This window comes from Pseudomaricurvus sp. ABR4_320 (genome assembly GCF_056159445.1).
The window spans coordinates 467,991-485,498 of sequence record NZ_JBSWVF010000003.1 but is presented as its reverse complement, the minus strand read 5'-3'; the positions used below and the strand labels follow the sequence as shown (position 1 = coordinate 485,498).

The window sequence follows — 17,508 nt, the reverse complement described above, 5'->3', positions numbered from 1 at the left end:
TCATTTGTCGCACACTTAAACGGAGATCGCTTTAGTGGCTTCGGGCGATGGTGTAGTCGGCCAGCTGGCACAACAATTCCGCACCTTTGCCTAAGGGCTGGGCAATTTCGTGGGCTTTTCTGACCAGTTCATGAGCTTTGGCTTCCGCGCCATCGAGCCCCAATAAAGAGACATAGGTGACCTTAGCGTGTTCGGCATCGGATCCTTGGCGTTTCCCCAGGGTTTCTGTGGCGCTGGTAACATCGAGGATGTCATCTTGTACTTGAAAGGCCAGCCCGATGATTCGACCAAACTCTTCCAGTTGGTCCAGGATTGCGTTGTCCGACAGGCTGCCACAGATGCCTCCTGCAACGATGGCCGCCGTAATGAGAGCCCCGGTTTTGCCATTGTGCATTTGTTCCAGGCCAATAAGATCCAGACTCGTGTCCTGGGCTTCAATGTCCCTTGCTTGCCCCTCAACCATACCTTTTTGGCCCGCGGCGTTGGCAAACAATTGTACGATCCGCAGCCTTGCTTCTGCCGATAATCCAGTCTCGTTGCTGATGATATCGAATGCCAGGGTTTGCAGAGCATCACCTGCGAGGATCGCCAAAGCTTCATCAAAAGCAATATGGCAGGTCGGCTTACCTCTGCGCAGTGGATCATCATCCATCGCGGGCAGATCGTCGTGAATAAGGCTGTAGGCGTGAATGCATTCGATGGCGCAGGCCACCGTATCTACCGCGGCTGGGAGTGACGCTAGGTCGTTCTTACCTGCAGCGGCTGCTCCGGCGTAAACCAGGGCGGGGCGAATACGCTTACCTCCGCTGAGCAGGCTGTAGCGCATGGCGGCCTGCAGGCGAGTTGCTTCCGTTGCTGATTCTGGAATGAGACGCGATAGTGCGTTGTTAACGCGTGTTTGACTGGCGCCAAGGAAGACTGAAAACTCCGCAGCCATATATCAGTGCTCGTCCGCAGAGGCATCCGAGGATGTCAGCGGTTGCGCCTGAAGCTCACCATTCTTTTCCAGTAGCAGCTGAACTTTCTGTTCTGCTTCCTGTAATCGCAACTGGCATTCCCGAGTTAACTTAATACCGTTTTCAAAGGTTTGTAGGGCATCTTCCAAGCTGAGGTCGCCGCCTTCCATCACGGTGACAAGAGACTCCAACTCCGCAAGGGATGCTTCGAAGCTGACGGGCTTTTTCTTGGGAGGCATAACAGTGTGCTCGGAATGGATGTTGAGTGCGGTAACCATCGGAGGCGGCACCCTACCGGAGTGAGGCAACAGGGTCAAACTTCGGTTGCACGGGTACCTGCCAGCTGGGTGCCTACTTAACCAGCGTGCTGCCATAAGCCTGCTAGACTTGATGAAGTTACAGCAGCTTTTAGCGAAAGCAGCCTCTGGAGTGATGCTAGCGATCTTACCACAGCCAGCTGCTGAGTGTCTGACAGGAGATATGGCTTGGATTTAGCAACGATAATCGGGCTTTTGGGCGCGATTGGTCTGATCGTCGTCACCATGTTGATGAGTGGCGATTTGACCATGTTTGTCAATGTGCCCTCGTTGGTGATTGTAGTGGGCGGCAGTATTTTTGCTGTTATGGCCAAATTCGGTTTGGGTCAGTTTCTTGGTGCGGGAAAAGTAATTGGCAAGAGCTTTAACGCCAAGCTCGCTGATCCCATCGCTTTGATCGACGAAATCGTCGAATTGGCGGACGCGGCTCGCAAAGGCGGGTTGCTCGCACTGGAAGGGAAAGAGGTTTCTTACGAATTCCTATCAAAAGGCATTCAGCTGCTGGTCGATGGGCACGATCCGGATGTTGTGAAGTCTTTGATGGCAAATGACCGCAACCAGGCGGAAGAGCGTCATGGACAGGCTGCGACCATTTTGTCCTCTATTGCCAGTATGGCGCCAGCCATGGGAATGATCGGGACTTTGATTGGTCTGGTGGCCATGTTGGCCAACATGAGTGACCCAAAAGCTATCGGGCCGGCGATGGCGGTTGCCCTGTTGACGACGCTGTATGGCGCGATCATCGCCAACGGTTTTGCGGAACCTGTGGCCGACAAGTTAAAGCTTCGAGCGGCGGAAGAAGTGGTTTTGAAAAGCCTGGTTATTGATGCATTGCTGGCGATTCAGGCAGGCCAGAATCCTCGTGTTATTGACAGTATGCTGAAAACCTATCTGGCCGAAGGCAAACGCGCGTCTGCTGACGAAGGCTAGCGGCCATGAGTGACGAGGAACATAAATGTAAATGTCCTCCAGAGGGCTTACCACCGTGGATGGGGACATTTGCGGATTTGATGTCGTTGTTAATGTGCTTTTTCGTGCTCTTATTGTCGTTTTCAGAAATGGATGCGATGAAGTTTAAGCGACTGGCTGGTTCTATGGCGCAAGCGTTTGGTGTGCAGAACAAACTGAACGTGACCGATGTTCCTAAAGGAACCAGTATCATTGCCCAGGAGTTCAGCCCCTCTATTCCAGAGCCTACCCCTATTAATGAAATCTGGCAGAAAACCACGGAGTTGACCCAGAGTTCTCTGGATTTCCAGTGCGTTGAAGAGTTTGACGTAGAGCAGGGCGAAGAAGATTTAGAAGCTGGGACCATCGCAAAGATCAAGGAACAGTTAGAGGAGATGATTTCCGAAACCGAGCAGGACGCCATTGAGTTGGCCAACGCGCTGCACGATCAGATTGTAAAAGGTGAAATGGAGATCGAAACCCGAGGTCGCAAAATCATCATTCGTATTCGTGAGAAGGGTTCTTTTAAAAGCGGCTCTGCTGATTTAAATCCAGATTACTATGATGTCATCGATGAAATCAGCGAGGTATTGCAGGACAAGCCCGGCAAAATTCTGGTTGAAGGTCATTCGGACAATATTCCCATCAAGACAGCACGCTTCCGCTCCAATTGGGAGCTTTCCTCTGCGCGAGCAGTATCCGTTGCCCAAGAGCTCATGAATGGGCCGATGGACCCGAATCGCTTTGTCGTTTCGGGGTTCGCGGCAACGAAACCCCTCACAGACAACGAATCTGAAGACGGACGGGCTCGCAACCGACGGGTTGAGATTGTCGTTCAGCAAGGGTTGGATGACTCTTTGTCTGATGAAGATAAGCAGCTACTAAAAGATGAAGGTCAGGATCTATTGCGTGAGTTGGATTTGGATCCTGAATATCTATTTGATTTGCAAGATGATGAAATTTTCTAACGCCACACCTGTGGGCAACTCAACCTCTGTAGTGCGAGATCAGGAGGAGACACAGACACTGTGAAAAAGCCGATCACTAATGAGCGACGCAAATATTTTCGTATTGATGACCGGGTTGGCGTCGCCTACCGCAAGTTGGAGCGGGGGAGGGCTGATTATGCGGTTCCATCCGGCGGAGAGCAGTTGGGCTTATTGACGGCTCTGGCGAGCTACGAAAAAACCATCACCTTGTTATTGGGTGAGCTGCAGATGAAAGACCGACATATGGCTGAATTACTGCAGGCAATGAACAATAAAACCAACGCCATTATGTCTTATCTGCAATTGGATGCTCGCCTCACCCAGGAGCTGGCCTGTCGGATTCGACAAGTGAACATCAGTGCCTGCGGAATGGCGTTGACTGTGGACGAAGAATACGACCCAGATACGGAGTTGGAATTTAATCTACATTTGCTTCCTGGAACGCTCAAAATTACCTGCCAGGCCCGTGTGATTCGAGTGACAGACACCATTGATACCGCTGGCTTCTACACACAATTCGAATTTTCGCACATGGATCCCAAGGATCAGGAGGTCTTGATACAACATATTGTTCAGCGCCAGAGTTCCATGCTGAACAGTGCGCGGGCTAAGCGGGACCTCCAATAGCCAATCTGAATTGCATCACAATTATCAATCAAACCATCAGAGTCGTGATGCTGCTCTGCTGTTTTCTCTTGAGAAGAACTGTAGAATTACGCGCCGTCGGAGCCGCTTCAGGTAGGTGTTGCCGGTGAGCCCCGAATGGATATTGTTTTATTAAAGGAGAGTCTTTTGAACAAAGTTTTAGCGATTGCCTTGCTTGCCAGCCTCACTGTCACCGCCCAGGCTGGCGTCAAAGAAACCAAAGCGAAAAGAGCGGCAGAACAGAAAATCAGCGAAGCGGTTACCGGGATGCAAGCTGCCTGCGGTAACGCCCAACTCGAAGCTGGCGTCAACTGGGACAGCGTGGACGCGATGATCAGTGGCAATACAGCTGTCATCGAGGATAAAGGGTCCCGTACGGACTGGATCTATTCCCAAGTGGGGGATCGTACCGCATCGACCGCTGAAGCCCTGGCGAAAATTTGCAGCGATGATGAGGATTACAAGGCAGAAATCGCCAAGATCACGAACATCAGCGTTACCGCTAAAGAAAAATACGACGACTACAAGTCAGCTTTTGAGCTGGATGGTACGACTCTGAACGTTCAGAACGGCTGGTATATGACCCGTTCAGCAAGCGATTTTACGACGCGTTTGCTCAACTTGTTCTGATGTTGTCCGGGCAGCTGATTCAGCTGCCCCCCCAATTTTTCATGCCGAGTCGCGAAATTGCCGTGATGGTCGATATATTCGCTTCAGTGCTTTCAATCCAGTAGTGGCACAATAGACCCGTCAATAATGTTCGCACCGCCGTCGGCAATCAGATAGGTCCCGGTGATAAACGAGGCGTCGCTGGATGCCAAAAAGGCGATGGCTGCAGCCATTTCCCGCGTGTCTCCCATTCTCCCTAAGGGAACGGCTTTTAGGCTGTCTGAGACGGTTTCATTGAAGTTGCCACCTTTAGATTCAATCAGAGTTTGCAACGTGAGAAGGCTCATATCGGTGGGAGCCCAGCCAGGGCAGATGGTGTTGCACCGAATACCTTCTTTTCCATAGTCTGCTGCGATGGATCGATTTAAGCCAAGCATTGCGGCCTTGCTGGCAAAGTAGGGCGCGCTGGCATTTCCTCCCGTGAGAGCGGCCATTGAGGCGACGAGAACGATACTGCCGCCGCCTCGCCGCCGCATTGCCGGAATGGCGTATTTGCAGGCGAGCATCGCGCCATCAATGTTGATCCCGAAGTTTTCGCGCCAGGTTTCGAGAGACACATCTTCTGTTTTGCCGAACATGGCTACGCCCGCACTGACAATCAGCACATCCAGCCCGCCATAGGTGGCCACCACTTTTTCGACGGCAGCGGCCATAGCGTTTGCATCGGCTGTATCGGCAGCGATAGCCAGGCCATCAATGTCTTTGGCGACCTTCTGGAGGGGCTCTGATCTTCTACCGGTAACGGCGACTTTGGCACCCTCAGCGGCCAAGCGCTGTGCAGTAGCTGCGCCTATTCCGCTGCCACCGCCTGTAACCATGGCGATTTTACCGGTAAAACGTTGGCCAAACTGGGATTCGGGGGTACCTATAAGTGCGGGTTGTGAGGTCATTTGCTGCCTTTCGTCGTTGTTATTGTTTGAAAGATTAAGCGACTGCTTGAAGAGGCTTTGCTGTAGAGCCTAACGGACCAATGTCCTGAAGGTCGATGGTCTCAGCAGGTTTGCCCTGTTGCATCTATGGAACGGTGTCGCCTGATTCTTTTTTATGCTGAATGTACATAAACTCTTCATGGAAATGTCTTTGAAATTCGTTAAAAAGGGGATTATGGTTACTAAATAGACGATTTCATGTTAGCCCAAGGCGTTGGCCGTCTTTTATTGGGAGTTGCCGCTTTCAAGTTTCTTCACTGGATAGTTCACCACCTTCTGTCTTGTTCCACAGCCATTTGTCGATGGCGGGCCTGCGAGCGGACCAGTTTCGTTAGGCACTATTGTCGTTGCTTCCTGTACGACGCGCTCCATCTCAGGTGGGGATACTCGTCGCACACCCTTATTCATCACCATTGCCCTTTCAAAAACTCTTCAGAAACCCCGACTCCCCAGCAGGTGTCGGGGTTTTTCTTTTTTGGTCGACTGATTGTTGGTTTTGTACGAGAAAAACCTTATGACTTCTGAGCGAATTCTGCGATTAAATTTGGCTGGTCAGCCAATGGAGTGGGTGGATTGGCAGACAGCGGTCTGCCTCTATGCTCGAGACTTGGTTGCCTGGAGCCTTGGCGGCGTCGTCCGCAAAATTTATGGGGGCTATTCCCGCTTTTCGGGTTGCCGCAGTTATATTGAGGTGCCGGCGATCCTTGCCTGTAGCGGCAGTCGGCTGTCACCTTATCGCTCCATGCCACCTTTAAATAATCCTGCGTTATTTGCACGGGATAATCATCAGTGCCTTTATTGTGGCCACTATTTTACGGTGAAGGATCTGTCGCGAGATCATGTGATGCCGGTAAGTCGAGGTGGGCGCAACCGTTGGGAAAATGTCGTCGCTGCGTGCAAACGGTGTAACCAGCGCAAGGGTTCATGGTTGCTCGAGGAAATTGATATGGAGTTGATCGCGCTGCCGTACCGCCCTAATCCAGCTGAATATCTCGCATTGGTTAATGAGCGCAGAATTCGGCCAGACCAAGTTGAGTATTTGCGTCCGCAGTTTTCCAACCTACTCCATTTGTGATCATTATTACGACTAAAGTGGCAGCGAAAATCCGGCGCTGTGTGAACAACGTAAATGTCTGTGGGGCCCACAATCGTGTATCCTTGCCGCCCTAACCTGTTGTAACAATAAGCAGACGTAGGAGTTTGCATGAAAAAGAAAATATTAGCCGTATTAAGCCTGTCACTTGTACCACTGTTCGGCCACGCCGCCGGAGACCCTGAGGCGGGAAAAACCAAAGCACCAATCTGCACGTCCTGTCACGGTGCTGACGGAAAAATGACGATGATGCCAAGTTATCCAAAATTGGCGGGGCAAAACGCCGCCTACTTGGAAATGGCCATCAAAGCCTATAAAAATGGGGAGCGCACGGGTCCTCAGGCGATGATTATGAAAGGAATGGCTAGCCCCCTCTCCGACCAGGATATCGCTGATCTTGCCGCCTACTTCAGCGCTATGGAATAACGCAGAGTTACCGATTCTGTGAACATAGGGCTTATCTTGGTCGGAGATGAAATTCTCTCCGGCCGCCGCATCGATAAACATTTGCCCAAGGTCATTGAGCTTTTGACCGCTCGCGGTCTATGTCTCGACTGGGTAAAAATTGAAGGTGATAGCCTGGACCGGCTTGAGGCCTGTTTTCGAGAGACTCTGGCGTCTGATGACCTGGTATTAAGCTGCGGCGGTATCGGTGGCACGCCAGACGATCTCACTCGATTGGCCGTCGCGAAAGCTATCGGTGTTGATACCGAGCGGCATCCAGAAGGTCGGCGTCTGTTGGAGGAATTCGCCCGGGAAACCGGTCGTGCGTTGACCCCTGAGCGTTATCGTCTGATTGAGTTTCCCGCAGGGGCAGATTTGATCCCCAACCCCTACAACGGTATTCCGGGGTTTCGCATTGAGCACCACCATTTCGTGCCGGGTTTTCCTCAAATGGCATGGCCGATGTTGGAGTGGGTTCTGGATGAACGCTACCCTGAGTTAGCCAATCAGCAATATGTTGAGGATTCTGTGTTGATTCTCGGCGTCAATGAAAGCGAAATTATTCCTATCATGGATGCCGTTCTGACGGATTATGACGGCGTGAGGCCTTTTAGCCTGCCAATTCTGGAAACGCCAGCCCGTATTGAGTTAGGCGTAAAGGGACCGACGAGCCTCGTGGCTGACGCGATGCGGATGATAAAAACGCGTCTCGACGAGATGAGTGTGCGTTGGTATCGGGATGCGGCACAGATTCCGCAGGAAGACGGCTAATACGCGTCTTAGCTTACTCTGGCAACATCCACCGAGACATTCAGCGAGGGGGTATCGCCTCCGCCAAAAATGACCCCTTTGAGCGGGGTGACATCGAAAAAGTCTCGTCCCCAGGCTGTGATGATATGTTGCTCAGAGGCCATGCACTCGTTCGTGGGATCAAACTCAAACCAGCCTTCTGTGGGTGAATAGACCGACAGCCACGCATGGCTGGCGTCAGCACCGACCAGTTTCTCTTTGCCAGGTGGCGGCAACGTTTCGAGATACCCAGAAACATATTTCGCCGGGAAGCCCATGGCTCGCAGGCAACCGATCTGCAAGTGAGCAAAATCCTGACAGACGCCTTTGCGCGTTTTAAGGACTTCTGAGAGGGGCGTGGCGACCGTCGTTGATAGAGGCGAGTAGTCAAAATCCTTAAAGATTCTTCGAGTCAGTTCCATCACTGCTGAGAGCAGGGGACGATTATCTTCAAAAGACGGTGATGCGTACTCGCGGAGTTCATCATTCGCTTTGATCATGGGTGAATCCAGCAAAAATTCACGGGCGAATAACGTATCCGGTCGATTCGATTCGGCCAGCTGTTCTAAGGCTTCAGCGCAGGTAATGCCAATATCCAAATTGATGGAGGAGTGCTGAGGCCCGGTTTCCACTTCGCTGGTCGCTGTAATCACCAATTCTTTGTGTGGGCGCTGGATCTCAAAATGGTAGGCCTGATTGCCGAAATAGTCTTTGCGCCGGGTGGTGTGGGCGGCGAAGGGAGTCATGCGAATATGGCTGTGCAGGCAGGCCTGGCGCAGGGTGTTGCGCGGAATCATATGGGCGAGATTATAGCAGTGGGTAACCCTGTCGCCGTAAAGATATTGAGTAACGTGTTTAACTCTGTAGCGCATGCTCAAACCGGTATTTGCACAATCATTGTGTGCGGCTAGTTGTTTTCCCAGAGGCTGTTGACCAGCTGTTGTGAGGTTTCGCGGTGATCAAAATATTTGTCACTGATCAGCTCACTGATGGCCGCAAGTGAGAGAGAAACGTCGTCTAGAGTTTTTTCCAGCAGCAATCGCTTGCCATCACTGCGGGTACTTAACTCTGAGAGCAGTGACAATTTGATGATGCTCTCTGCCTGCAGTGCCGCTCGCTCTTCTGGCAGCAACTCATGTCGAGACTCTGGTGCCTTCGGCAGACTGTTGATGTGCGCATTGAGCTGTTCCAGTTGGTGGAGCAGGGAGCGAGGATTGGTGGTGTCCATCATGACGAGGTCAAGAGTCGGCTGAATGCCCATACGTGCCCGGTAACGGCGACGATAGCTGATCAAGGCTTCGACCGAGAGGAGCAGCGATTGCAGAAGAATGTTCTGGTCTGATTCCGGGGCTTCGACGACCACCAGGCACTTGATGATGGTAATCGTTTGCACGGCTCGTTCCAGCCTGCGCCCCAAATCCATAAAGCGCCAGCCAAGATCTCTCACCATACTTTCGTGGGCGAGACCAGACAGCGCCATCAATGCAGTGACCAGGGGATCCAGCGCTTCTTCCGGTGCGGAACCCATGCCACCGGACAGATCGTCGTCCAGCTCAGCCAGGGTGTCGCGGATATCGTTGATCACCCGCAGGGTATCAGACGATAAAAGCTCCTTGGATTGGTCGGCACAGTAAAGCATCGCATTGAGGTTAAAGCGTACACTGCCACTCAATTCTGGATCTCTGACCAGACGCAGTAAGTCTTTTTCTGGCTCGCGGATTATCGCTGCCGGTGCACCAATAAAGCCGGGCTGGGTGGCAGTGACGGCGCTAACGGTTTCGAGAAGAATGCGCTTACAGGCTTGATTGATCGGTTCTTCGCCATTGAACATCATGAATACAGTACGCAGTATCCGCAGCGATGCCTCGGCACGTTCGGCGTAGCGACTCATCCAGAAAAGATTCTCAACCACTCGGCTAGGCAGGCTGATGAGGTCTGCGTCGCGAACAGGGCTGATACTCTCATCGACCTCGGTCGCAATCTTAGTTGTGACCGGTTCGGAGTTGATGATCCAGGTGTCCTTACTTAACGATCCCGTCTGACTGGATATTGCGAAGGAAGATTCTTCCATACCAACCCGAGTTAAGCCTCCTGGCATAATGGTATAGGAGTTGGTGTTGGCAACGGCGAAGCTTCGCAGGATTGCGGGGCGGGGCTCTAAACCATTCTCACAAAAGGTTGGCACTCGGCCAGACGCGAGGACGGGTTGAGCGACAAAGTGCATCGGATTCTGCTGAATTCGAGCCCGTAGTTCAGCCAAAGTCTCGCCACTGGCATTGGCGGCGCAAATACTCAGGCTGCTGGCGGCGCGAAAGATTGGCTTGACCACTAATTCCGGTAAATGGTCGAGAACGTAGGCTAAATCCTCCGGGTCGCCACACCAGTAGTTTGGTACTGAGGTGAGTCGGGGTTCGCGACCGAGCAGTTCTTTCGATATCTGGGGAAGATATTTCAAAAATATTGGGTTTTCCAAAATGCCCGACCCCAGTGGATTGGCGATCACCACTCGCCCGGCTCGGGCAACATCCAGCAGGTTGGCAACACCCAATTGCGAGTCGGCACGCAGCTCAACCGGGTCGCAATACCAGTCGTCTACCCGCCTGAGTATCACGTCGACCCGGCTCAGCCCTTCCAGAGATTTCATCCACACATAGCCATTGCGGACCATCAAGTCGCCGCTTTGAACCAAGTGCAGGCCGAGATAGTTGGCAAAATAGGCGTGTTCGAAATAGGTTTCGTTGTGGGCGCCGGGTGTCAAAACCACGACCCTCGGTTGGTCGTGATTGGGCGACAGGGAATTCAGTTTGGCGCGCAGCTGTTGAAAAAAGCCCGCCAGTCGATGCACCTGGCTGTCGCGATAGAGGCTTGGTAACACCCGCGACATGACGGTGCGGTTTTCCAACGCGTAACCGGCGCCGCTCGGAGCCTGGGTTCGGTCGGTGAGCACACACATGGTGCCATCTTCGCCACGCATTAAATCGACCGCGTGGATAATCAGTTCGTGTTTGCCTGGCATATGAATGCCCTGGCAGGCGCGCAAGAAGCCCTGATGGCAGTAAAGCGCTTCCGGCGGAATAACGCCCAGGCGAATCAGATCGCGAGCGCCGTAGATATCTTTCAACAGTAGATTAAAAAGTTCTGCCCGCTCCAGCAGACCGGCTTCGATCTGTCCCCACTCTTCGCTACTGATCAAGGCGGGAACCAAATCCAGCGCCCAGGTGTGGGACGGGTTTTTGATATCGCTATAGATGTTGTAGGTGGCCCCGTCATCGCGAAGGATACGCTGGGCTTTGTTCATACGATCGCGAAATGCGACGGGACCGAGAGCATTGAGACTGTGCAGAAGCTTGGCCCAATGGGGTTTGATCTGGCCTCGGGCGTCGAAAACCTCGTCGTTTAGCCCGGTGGTGTGGCTGTAGACCAATTCCGGTAGTGCGGTCATCTCTTTTTCAACAGATTGAAACACAGTGGGCACCTTGACGAAACTTTGGGAAATGCTGGCGTTTTGTCCAGGGCGACCCGTCTAGTTTTTGTACGGTCGCCACAGAGGGGGGCGACATTATGTCATCTTAAGCAGACTCTTCAACTCGTTTATCTGCTGGTACGCCAAAAAGGCGCACAGAGTGCTATGCCGATTTCCCTCGATGCCAATGAGTTACAGTACCGGCATCGAGGGCTGAGTTTAATCCCCTCTCAGATAAGTTTAGCCAAAGAAACCCGGCTTCCTACGTAAATCCAGTGTGTGGGGATATTCGTCTGGAGATTCCTCTGCCGGTGGCGCCATAGGCCGCGGAGGATGGCTTGCCGGGTAAAATTCACGCAGCGCGTCCACTTCCGGCCTTGGCGTGAAGGGCCCTTGAGTGTGACTGGTATTATCGTAGCGATTCACCCGTCGCGATTCTGCTTCAAAGGCATTCACCGGAAAGGCGTCGTAGCTGCGGCCTCCAGGATGGGAAACATGGTAAGTACAGCCGCCAATAGAGCGACCGTTCCAGGTGTCGATCAGATCAAAGACCAGAGGTGTGTGGACGCCGACGGTCGGATGGAGTCCGGATGGTGGGGCCCAGGCTTTGTAGCGAACGCCAGCGACATACTCACCTTTGCGCCCGGTATTGGAGAGCGGAACCCGACGGCCGTTACAGGCTAAAACATAGCGACTGCCCACCATATCAGAAACCTTCACCTGTAAGCGCTCAACAGACGAGTCCACATATCGAGCGGTGCCAAAGCTATTGGACTCTTCACCGAGAACATGCCAAGGCTCAACGGCCCAGCGCAGCTCGATTTCGATGTCGTCAATCTTGGTGCGACCATAGTGAGGGAAGCGGAATTCTTCAAACGGCAGCAGCCATTCCGCTTTGAAGGGATAGCCAAAGGCGTTCAAGTCGGCAACCACCTCTTCCATATCGCGCCAGAGGTAGTGGGGGAGCATGAATTTGTCGTGCAACTCCGTGCCCCAGCGTACCAGCGGTTTCTTGTAAGGCTCCTTCCAGAAGCGTGCCACCAGTGTTCTGATCAAAAGAGCCTGTACCAGAGACATACGGCTGTGGGGAGGCATTTCGAAACCGCGAAATTCGAGGATGCCCAAACGTCCGGATGGGCTCCCTGGCGAGTAGAGTTTGTCGATACAGAGTTCGGCGCGGTGGGTGTTGCCGGTGATATCGATCAGCAGATTGCGCATGAGACGATCGATCAGCCAGGGGTATTCCGCCAGACCATCGGGCATCTGTTGGAATGCGGTTTCCATTTCATAGAGCATTTCATCTCGGCCTTCGTCCGGGCGCGGTGCCTGACTGGTCGGTCCGACGAAAGCCCCTGAAAAGACGTAGGAGAGACTGGGGTGATGTTGCCAATAGGTGACCAAGCTACGCAGTAAATCCGGCCGGCGCAGCAGTGGGCTGTCGCCCGGAGTGTTGCCGCCGAGGGTGATGTGGTTGCCGCCTCCGGTACCTGTGTGACGGCCATCGAGCATGAATTTCTCCGTGCCCAGTCGGCTCTCCCGCGCTGCGGCATAGAGTTCTTGAGTGTTGGAAATCAAATCACGCCAGTTATTGGACGGATGAATGTTCACTTCAATCACACCCGGATCCGGGGTGACCAGGAGCTTCTGCATGCGAGCGTCGCGAGGCGGCTCGTAGCCTTCAATGATGACAGGTAAATTGAGGGCGCTGGCAGTTTCTTCGATGGCAGCGATCAGTTCTATGTAATTTTCCAAGCTATAAACAGGCGGCATAAAGATATGCAATTTGCCGTCTCTTGGCTCGATACACAGGCAGGTGCGAATGACCGGCCGCTGCAGCTTCTCCGTTACACCGCTTTTTTGCTCGCGAGACTTTTTCTTTGGATCGAGCGGAGTCTGGGGGGCAGTGGGTTGTCCCTGATCGAAATACTGCACCACCGAATAGCCGGACATCGGAAAGTGCATGTCGGTGCGTTTTTGTAGGGGTTCGCGTGGTTCAAACGGATCTCTTTCGACAAATATTTCGGTTTCTGCAGACCAGGGTAAATCGTTCAGCGGTAGGCGCAGGCCGAGAGGGGAGTCGCCAGGAATAAGTGTCAAACGATCGCGGCGAGTCTCCCAGGTACAGGTATTCCAAACGCCAGACCAGGAATCCCATTCCAGAGGAATAATAAAGCCCGATGGTGTATTGAGTCCCTGAGCCAATACTTTTGCCAGACGTGCTCTTTCAAGGTCATCAGACGCCTCAGCAATCTGGATGTCGATATTGACTGGAATTTTCTGCTCCTGGAGCAGATAGTGCAGAGCATCTTCATAGACGGGTTGAGCGAATTTGTCGGGTAACCCCAGTGTTGATGCCACGCGTTTTGCAAAGGCCGCAGCGTTGTCTGCCGTGTGCCCGTAATCTTGATCTACACGGGCCAGCAGTTTGGGATTTAGCCACAGAGGTTCGTCGTCCTTGCGCCAGAATACGCCTAGCGCCCAGCGAGGAATCTCTTCTCCCGGATACCATTTACCCTGACCGTAATGCAGCAGGCCTTGTGGGGCGAAATGATCGCGCAACTTTAACAGAAGAGTTTTGGCGAGCCGCAATTTGTCGGTGCCGAGAGCCGCAGTGTTCCACTGGGCGGATTCCATATCGTCGACGGAAACAAATGTGGGTTCGCCACCCATGGTCAGGCGTACGTCGTTGGTTTCGAACTCTTTGTCGACACTGTCCCCCAAGGCGACGATATCGATCCACTGGTCGTCGCTGTAGGGTTTTGTAACTCGAGGATCTTCAAGAATACGTGTTACGTCGTTGACGAAGTCGAACTCCACTTCGCATTTGTCGGTGAAGCCCTGAATCGGAGATGCGGATACGGGATCGGGGGTGCAGGCGAGGGGAATATGCCCTTCGCTGGCAAAGAGTCCAGATGTTGGATCGAGTCCAACCCAGCCGGCGCCCGGTAGGAAGACTTCACACCAAGCGTGCAGATCGGTGAAATCTTCTGGCGCCCCGGCAGGGCCGTCGAGAGGTTTTTCATCGGGTTTCAGCTGTACGAGGTAGCCAGATGCAAAGCGAGCGGCCAATCCCATTTGACGCAGAACCTGAACCATCAGCCAGGCCGAATCGCGACAGGAGCCGATGGCTTTTTCCAAGGTTTCTTCCGGCGCTTGTACCCCTGGTTCCATACGAATGGTGTACTCGATCATCTGTTCCAGCTGCATATTGATTTCCACCAGGAAATCGATCGTGCGGCGTTTCTCCAGAGAGATGGAGTCCACGAGCTTTTTAAAGAGCGGCCCTTCGTCACTGAGTTCCAGATAGGGACCCAGTTCTTTTTTCAGCTGTGCCGGATATTTGAAAGGATAATGCTCAGCATACTCTTCGAGGAAAAAGTCGAAAGGGTTGATGACGGTCATGTCCGCTTGAACTTCAACCTCGATCGACAGCTTCTCCGTCAATTCAGGAAAAACCACGCTGGCAAGGAAGTTTCCAAAGGCATCCTGCTGCCAGTTGATAAAGTGATTGGCCGGTTCAATCTTAAGACTGTAGGCATGAATTTTGGTGCGGCTATGTGGTGCCGGCCGTAACCGGATGGTATGCGGAGACAGGGTGACCGGGCGATCAAATTTATAGTAGGTATTGTGGTTTAGGGCTACTCGTATGGTCATAATTCGGTGATTTCCCCATAAATAAAGTGTTGGCTACAGCCACAAGCGGGCCGAGTCCCGGGCTCGGCAAGCGCGTTGTGCGTCTGCCATTTGGGGGGACGATCGACCGGGCTGCCAATGATGACCCGGGCCTGCAGGTCTTATCGTGTTGCGGCGCGTTTACGGCTCTAAATTAAACCAGGTGTCCGCGAAGATCGCGTGCATACTGGACAGTTGTATTTGCAATTCATTCAAATATTCCAGCAGCGGCGGTCCCATGCTGTCGTAGTCCAATTCGATGGCGACTTTCTTTTCAATGGCCTTCATCTTTTTGACGGCAGCTTCGGCTCGAGGAAGATTCTCGCAGGAATATATGATGGAATGGATACAGCGAGTGATCGACATCGGAAAATAGGTATCGCTGAGGAGGTACTCCACAACCGCGGGACCTTTCACCGGCGTCTTCATGGCTTGCAGATAATATTGTGTCCCGGACAGAGAACGCAGGACACTGCCCCAAATGATCTGCTGGGCATTGATGGCGAATTCATCATCTTCCAGTTCCAGTGTCGCGGCGAGCCCTGCTTCGAGGTAGCGCGACGTCATGTCAGCACGCTCCAAGTTGCGGCCGATATGGAGAAACTCCCAGGCGGCATCGTGGGGCATGGCGCTGAACAGTAAGCCGTTAATCTGCAGACAGCCTTTGATAATATTTTCCAGAAACTCGTGACGGCCCTTGCGGTTATAGCTGGATTCAATGTGATCCTGAGCATAACTGGACAACTCACAGATGAGTTCCCAGGCTTCTTCCGGAACCACATTGCGGGTGGTGCGAACGTTCTCACGCACGGCCTTTAGCGACATGATTAACGAAGACGCATTGCTGGTGTCACCGAGCAGAAATTTGACGATATTGCGTTCGGTGCGGTTGGTATAACGCTCATTAAACGCGTTTTCCAAATCGTTAATTTCGATCAGGCTATACCAGCTTAATTCGACATTTTTTGGCAGATCGTAGAAAACCGACTCGTAAATACTGATCAGTCGGGCAGTACGGCTGATGCGCTCCAGGTAGCGGGCAGCCCAATAAACTCGTTCGGCAACGCGAGATAACATTAGTTGGCCTCCGTTGTTGAATCATCGACAATCCAAGTGTCTTTACTGCCTCCTCCCTGGGAGGAGTTGACCACCAGAGACCCTTTCTTCATTGCTACTCGGGTGAGTCCGCCCATGGTGACATAACTGCTTTTGCCTTGAAGAATAAAGGGACGCAGATCGAGGTGTCTGGGCTCGGGGTGATTGTCTCTGCCAACAAAGGTTGGCGCGGTGGAAAGCGACAAGGTGGGCTGCGCGATGTAATTGCGCGGCTTGGCTTTGATCAGTTCGGCGAACTGATCGCGTTCTTTTTTCGTCGAGTGGGGGCCAATCAACATCCCGTAGCCGCCGGATTCGTTGGCGGGTTTGACAACCAGCTTGTCGAGGTTGGCGAGCACATAGTCGCGCTGTTTTTTGTCGTAACAGAGATAGGTTTCGACATTGGAAATTAACGGATCCTCGCCAAGATAATATTTAATGACTTCCGGCACATAGGCATAGACGACTTTGTCGTCAGCGACGCCTGCCCCCGGTGCATTGGCGAGGGCGACGTTGCCTCCTTTCCAGGCGCGCATTAGTCCTGCGACGCCGAGTACAGAGTCTTTTCGAAAGGCTTCCGGGTCAATAAACATATCATCGATACGACGGTAGATAACGTCGACGCGCTGTAAGCCAGAAACGGTCTTCATATAGACGCAGTCGTCGTCCTGTACAACGAGATCACTACCTTCCACCAGTTGTGCGCCCATTTTCTGGGCGAGAAATGCATGTTCAAAGTATGCGGAGTTAAAAATTCCCGGTGTTAACACGGCGATGACCGGCTTTTTCATGCGGCGTGGCGACAGGCTTGCCAGGGTTTCAAACAACTTGGATGGATAGTCGCCAATGGGGGCAATATCGACTTTGGAGAAGACCTCGGGCAGGACTCGCTTCATCACTGACCGATTTTCCAGCATGTACGAGACGCCAGAAGGGACGCGTAAATTATCCTCCAGGACGTAAAACTCACCATCGTTGTCGCGCACCAAATCGGTGCCGCATATGTGGGCCCAAACACCATAGGGGGGCGATATACCTTCGCACTCTTTGCGGTAATTGACCGACTGCTTGAGAACGTATTCCGGAATGACGCCGTCTTTGATGATGCGTTGATCGTTGTAAAGATCATCAATGAACATGTTCAGGGCCTGCAGCCGCTGCTTAAGCCCAGCTTCCGTTTTTTCCCACTGCTTCTTAGTGATAATCCGCGGAATAATGTCGAATGGCCAGGCGCGGTCAATGTTGCCTTCGTCGGTATACACCGTAAAACTGATGCCCATATCCTTGATGGCAACTTCGGCAGCAAGCTTGCGAGAGGCGATCTCTTCCTCGGTAAGGGATTGAAGATAAGAGAAGAGTTTGCGCGCTGGCTTCCTGGCGTTGCCAGGGCTGCTAATCAGTTCGTCGTAAAAATTTCCAGGGTCGTAGTCGTCCCATGCTGTGGCCATAGAATATTCCCGATTCAATACTAAGGATCATCTCTGCTTCAATGCAGGAGT

Annotated in this window: 15 protein-coding genes; 7 read left to right on the top strand and 8 right to left on the bottom strand. The window is 52.7% G+C overall.

Annotated elements, in window-relative coordinates; genetic code table 11:
• Positions 1–31: 31 nt before the first annotated feature.
• Positions 32–937, bottom strand: coding sequence for a polyprenyl synthetase family protein (locus ACXAFR_RS08290; RefSeq protein ID WP_475175391.1), 906 nt, complete (start codon positions 935–937; stop codon positions 32–34).
• 3 nt (positions 938–940) lie between these two features.
• Positions 941–1,234: an exodeoxyribonuclease VII small subunit gene (locus ACXAFR_RS08285; protein WP_475175388.1), complete on the bottom strand. Its 294-nt coding sequence runs from the start codon at positions 1,232–1,234 to the stop codon at positions 941–943.
• A 207-nt stretch (positions 1,235–1,441) separates the two neighbouring features.
• Here ACXAFR_RS08285 and pomA point away from each other — a divergent pair, with 207 nt between their 5' ends.
• The 4 genes from pomA (at position 1,442) to ACXAFR_RS08265 (ending at position 4,485) form a co-directional block, all read left to right on the top strand.
• On the top strand, positions 1,442–2,203 hold the full coding sequence (pomA, locus tag ACXAFR_RS08280; RefSeq protein WP_475175386.1) for a flagellar motor protein PomA: 762 nt from the start codon (positions 1,442–1,444) through the stop codon (positions 2,201–2,203).
• Positions 2,204–2,208: 5 nt separating this feature from the next.
• Complete coding sequence (locus tag ACXAFR_RS08275; RefSeq protein WP_475175383.1) at positions 2,209–3,189, top strand: flagellar motor protein MotB; 981 nt, start codon at positions 2,209–2,211, stop codon at positions 3,187–3,189.
• A gap of 60 nt (positions 3,190–3,249) precedes the next feature.
• Positions 3,250–3,837, top strand: coding sequence for a PilZ domain-containing protein (locus ACXAFR_RS08270; RefSeq protein WP_475175381.1), 588 nt, complete (start codon positions 3,250–3,252; stop codon positions 3,835–3,837).
• Between the two features lie 165 nt (positions 3,838–4,002).
• On the top strand, positions 4,003–4,485 hold the full coding sequence (locus tag ACXAFR_RS08265; RefSeq protein WP_475175379.1) for a hypothetical protein: 483 nt from the start codon (positions 4,003–4,005) through the stop codon (positions 4,483–4,485).
• A gap of 92 nt (positions 4,486–4,577) precedes the next feature.
• On the opposite strand, the gene ACXAFR_RS08260 is transcribed toward ACXAFR_RS08265, so the two are convergent.
• Complete coding sequence (locus ACXAFR_RS08260; protein WP_475175376.1) at positions 4,578–5,414, bottom strand: SDR family NAD(P)-dependent oxidoreductase; 837 nt, start codon at positions 5,412–5,414, stop codon at positions 4,578–4,580.
• A gap of 553 nt (positions 5,415–5,967) precedes the next feature.
• Between ACXAFR_RS08260 and ACXAFR_RS08255 the strand changes: the two genes are divergently transcribed.
• The 3 genes from ACXAFR_RS08255 (at position 5,968) to ACXAFR_RS08245 (ending at position 7,761) form a co-directional block, all read left to right on the top strand.
• Positions 5,968–6,528, top strand: a complete 561-nt coding sequence (locus ACXAFR_RS08255; protein ID WP_475175374.1) for an HNH endonuclease — start codon at positions 5,968–5,970, stop codon at positions 6,526–6,528.
• Positions 6,529–6,657: 129 nt separating this feature from the next.
• Positions 6,658–6,972, top strand: coding sequence for a c-type cytochrome (locus ACXAFR_RS08250; protein ID WP_475175368.1), 315 nt, complete (start codon positions 6,658–6,660; stop codon positions 6,970–6,972).
• An 18-nt stretch (positions 6,973–6,990) separates the two neighbouring features.
• Entirely contained in the window at positions 6,991–7,761 is a 771-nt protein-coding gene (locus ACXAFR_RS08245) for a competence/damage-inducible protein A (protein ID WP_475175364.1), read from the top strand.
• Positions 7,762–7,769: 8 nt separating this feature from the next.
• Here the strand turns inward: ACXAFR_RS08245 and ACXAFR_RS08240 are convergent, their stop codons facing one another.
• The 5 genes from ACXAFR_RS08240 to ACXAFR_RS08220 form a co-directional block, all read right to left on the bottom strand.
• Entirely contained in the window at positions 7,770–8,651 is an 882-nt protein-coding gene (locus ACXAFR_RS08240; protein WP_475175356.1) for a transglutaminase family protein, read from the bottom strand.
• Between the two features lie 35 nt (positions 8,652–8,686).
• A complete protein-coding gene (locus ACXAFR_RS08235) occupies positions 8,687–11,245 on the bottom strand; it encodes a circularly permuted type 2 ATP-grasp protein (protein WP_475175350.1) in 2,559 nt (852 codons plus the stop codon).
• Between the two features lie 237 nt (positions 11,246–11,482).
• The gene (locus ACXAFR_RS08230; protein WP_475175344.1) at positions 11,483–14,896 is read right to left on the bottom strand and encodes a transglutaminase family protein; all 3,414 of its coding nucleotides are present in this window, start codon (positions 14,894–14,896) and stop codon (positions 11,483–11,485) included.
• A 159-nt stretch (positions 14,897–15,055) separates the two neighbouring features.
• Entirely contained in the window at positions 15,056–15,991 is a 936-nt protein-coding gene (locus ACXAFR_RS08225) for an alpha-E domain-containing protein (protein WP_475175343.1), read from the bottom strand.
• Positions 15,991–17,457: a circularly permuted type 2 ATP-grasp protein gene (locus ACXAFR_RS08220; protein WP_475175341.1), complete on the bottom strand. Its 1,467-nt coding sequence runs from the start codon at positions 17,455–17,457 to the stop codon at positions 15,991–15,993. The genes ACXAFR_RS08225 and ACXAFR_RS08220 overlap by 1 nt, the downstream gene beginning before the upstream one ends.
• Positions 17,458–17,508 lie beyond the last annotated feature (51 nt).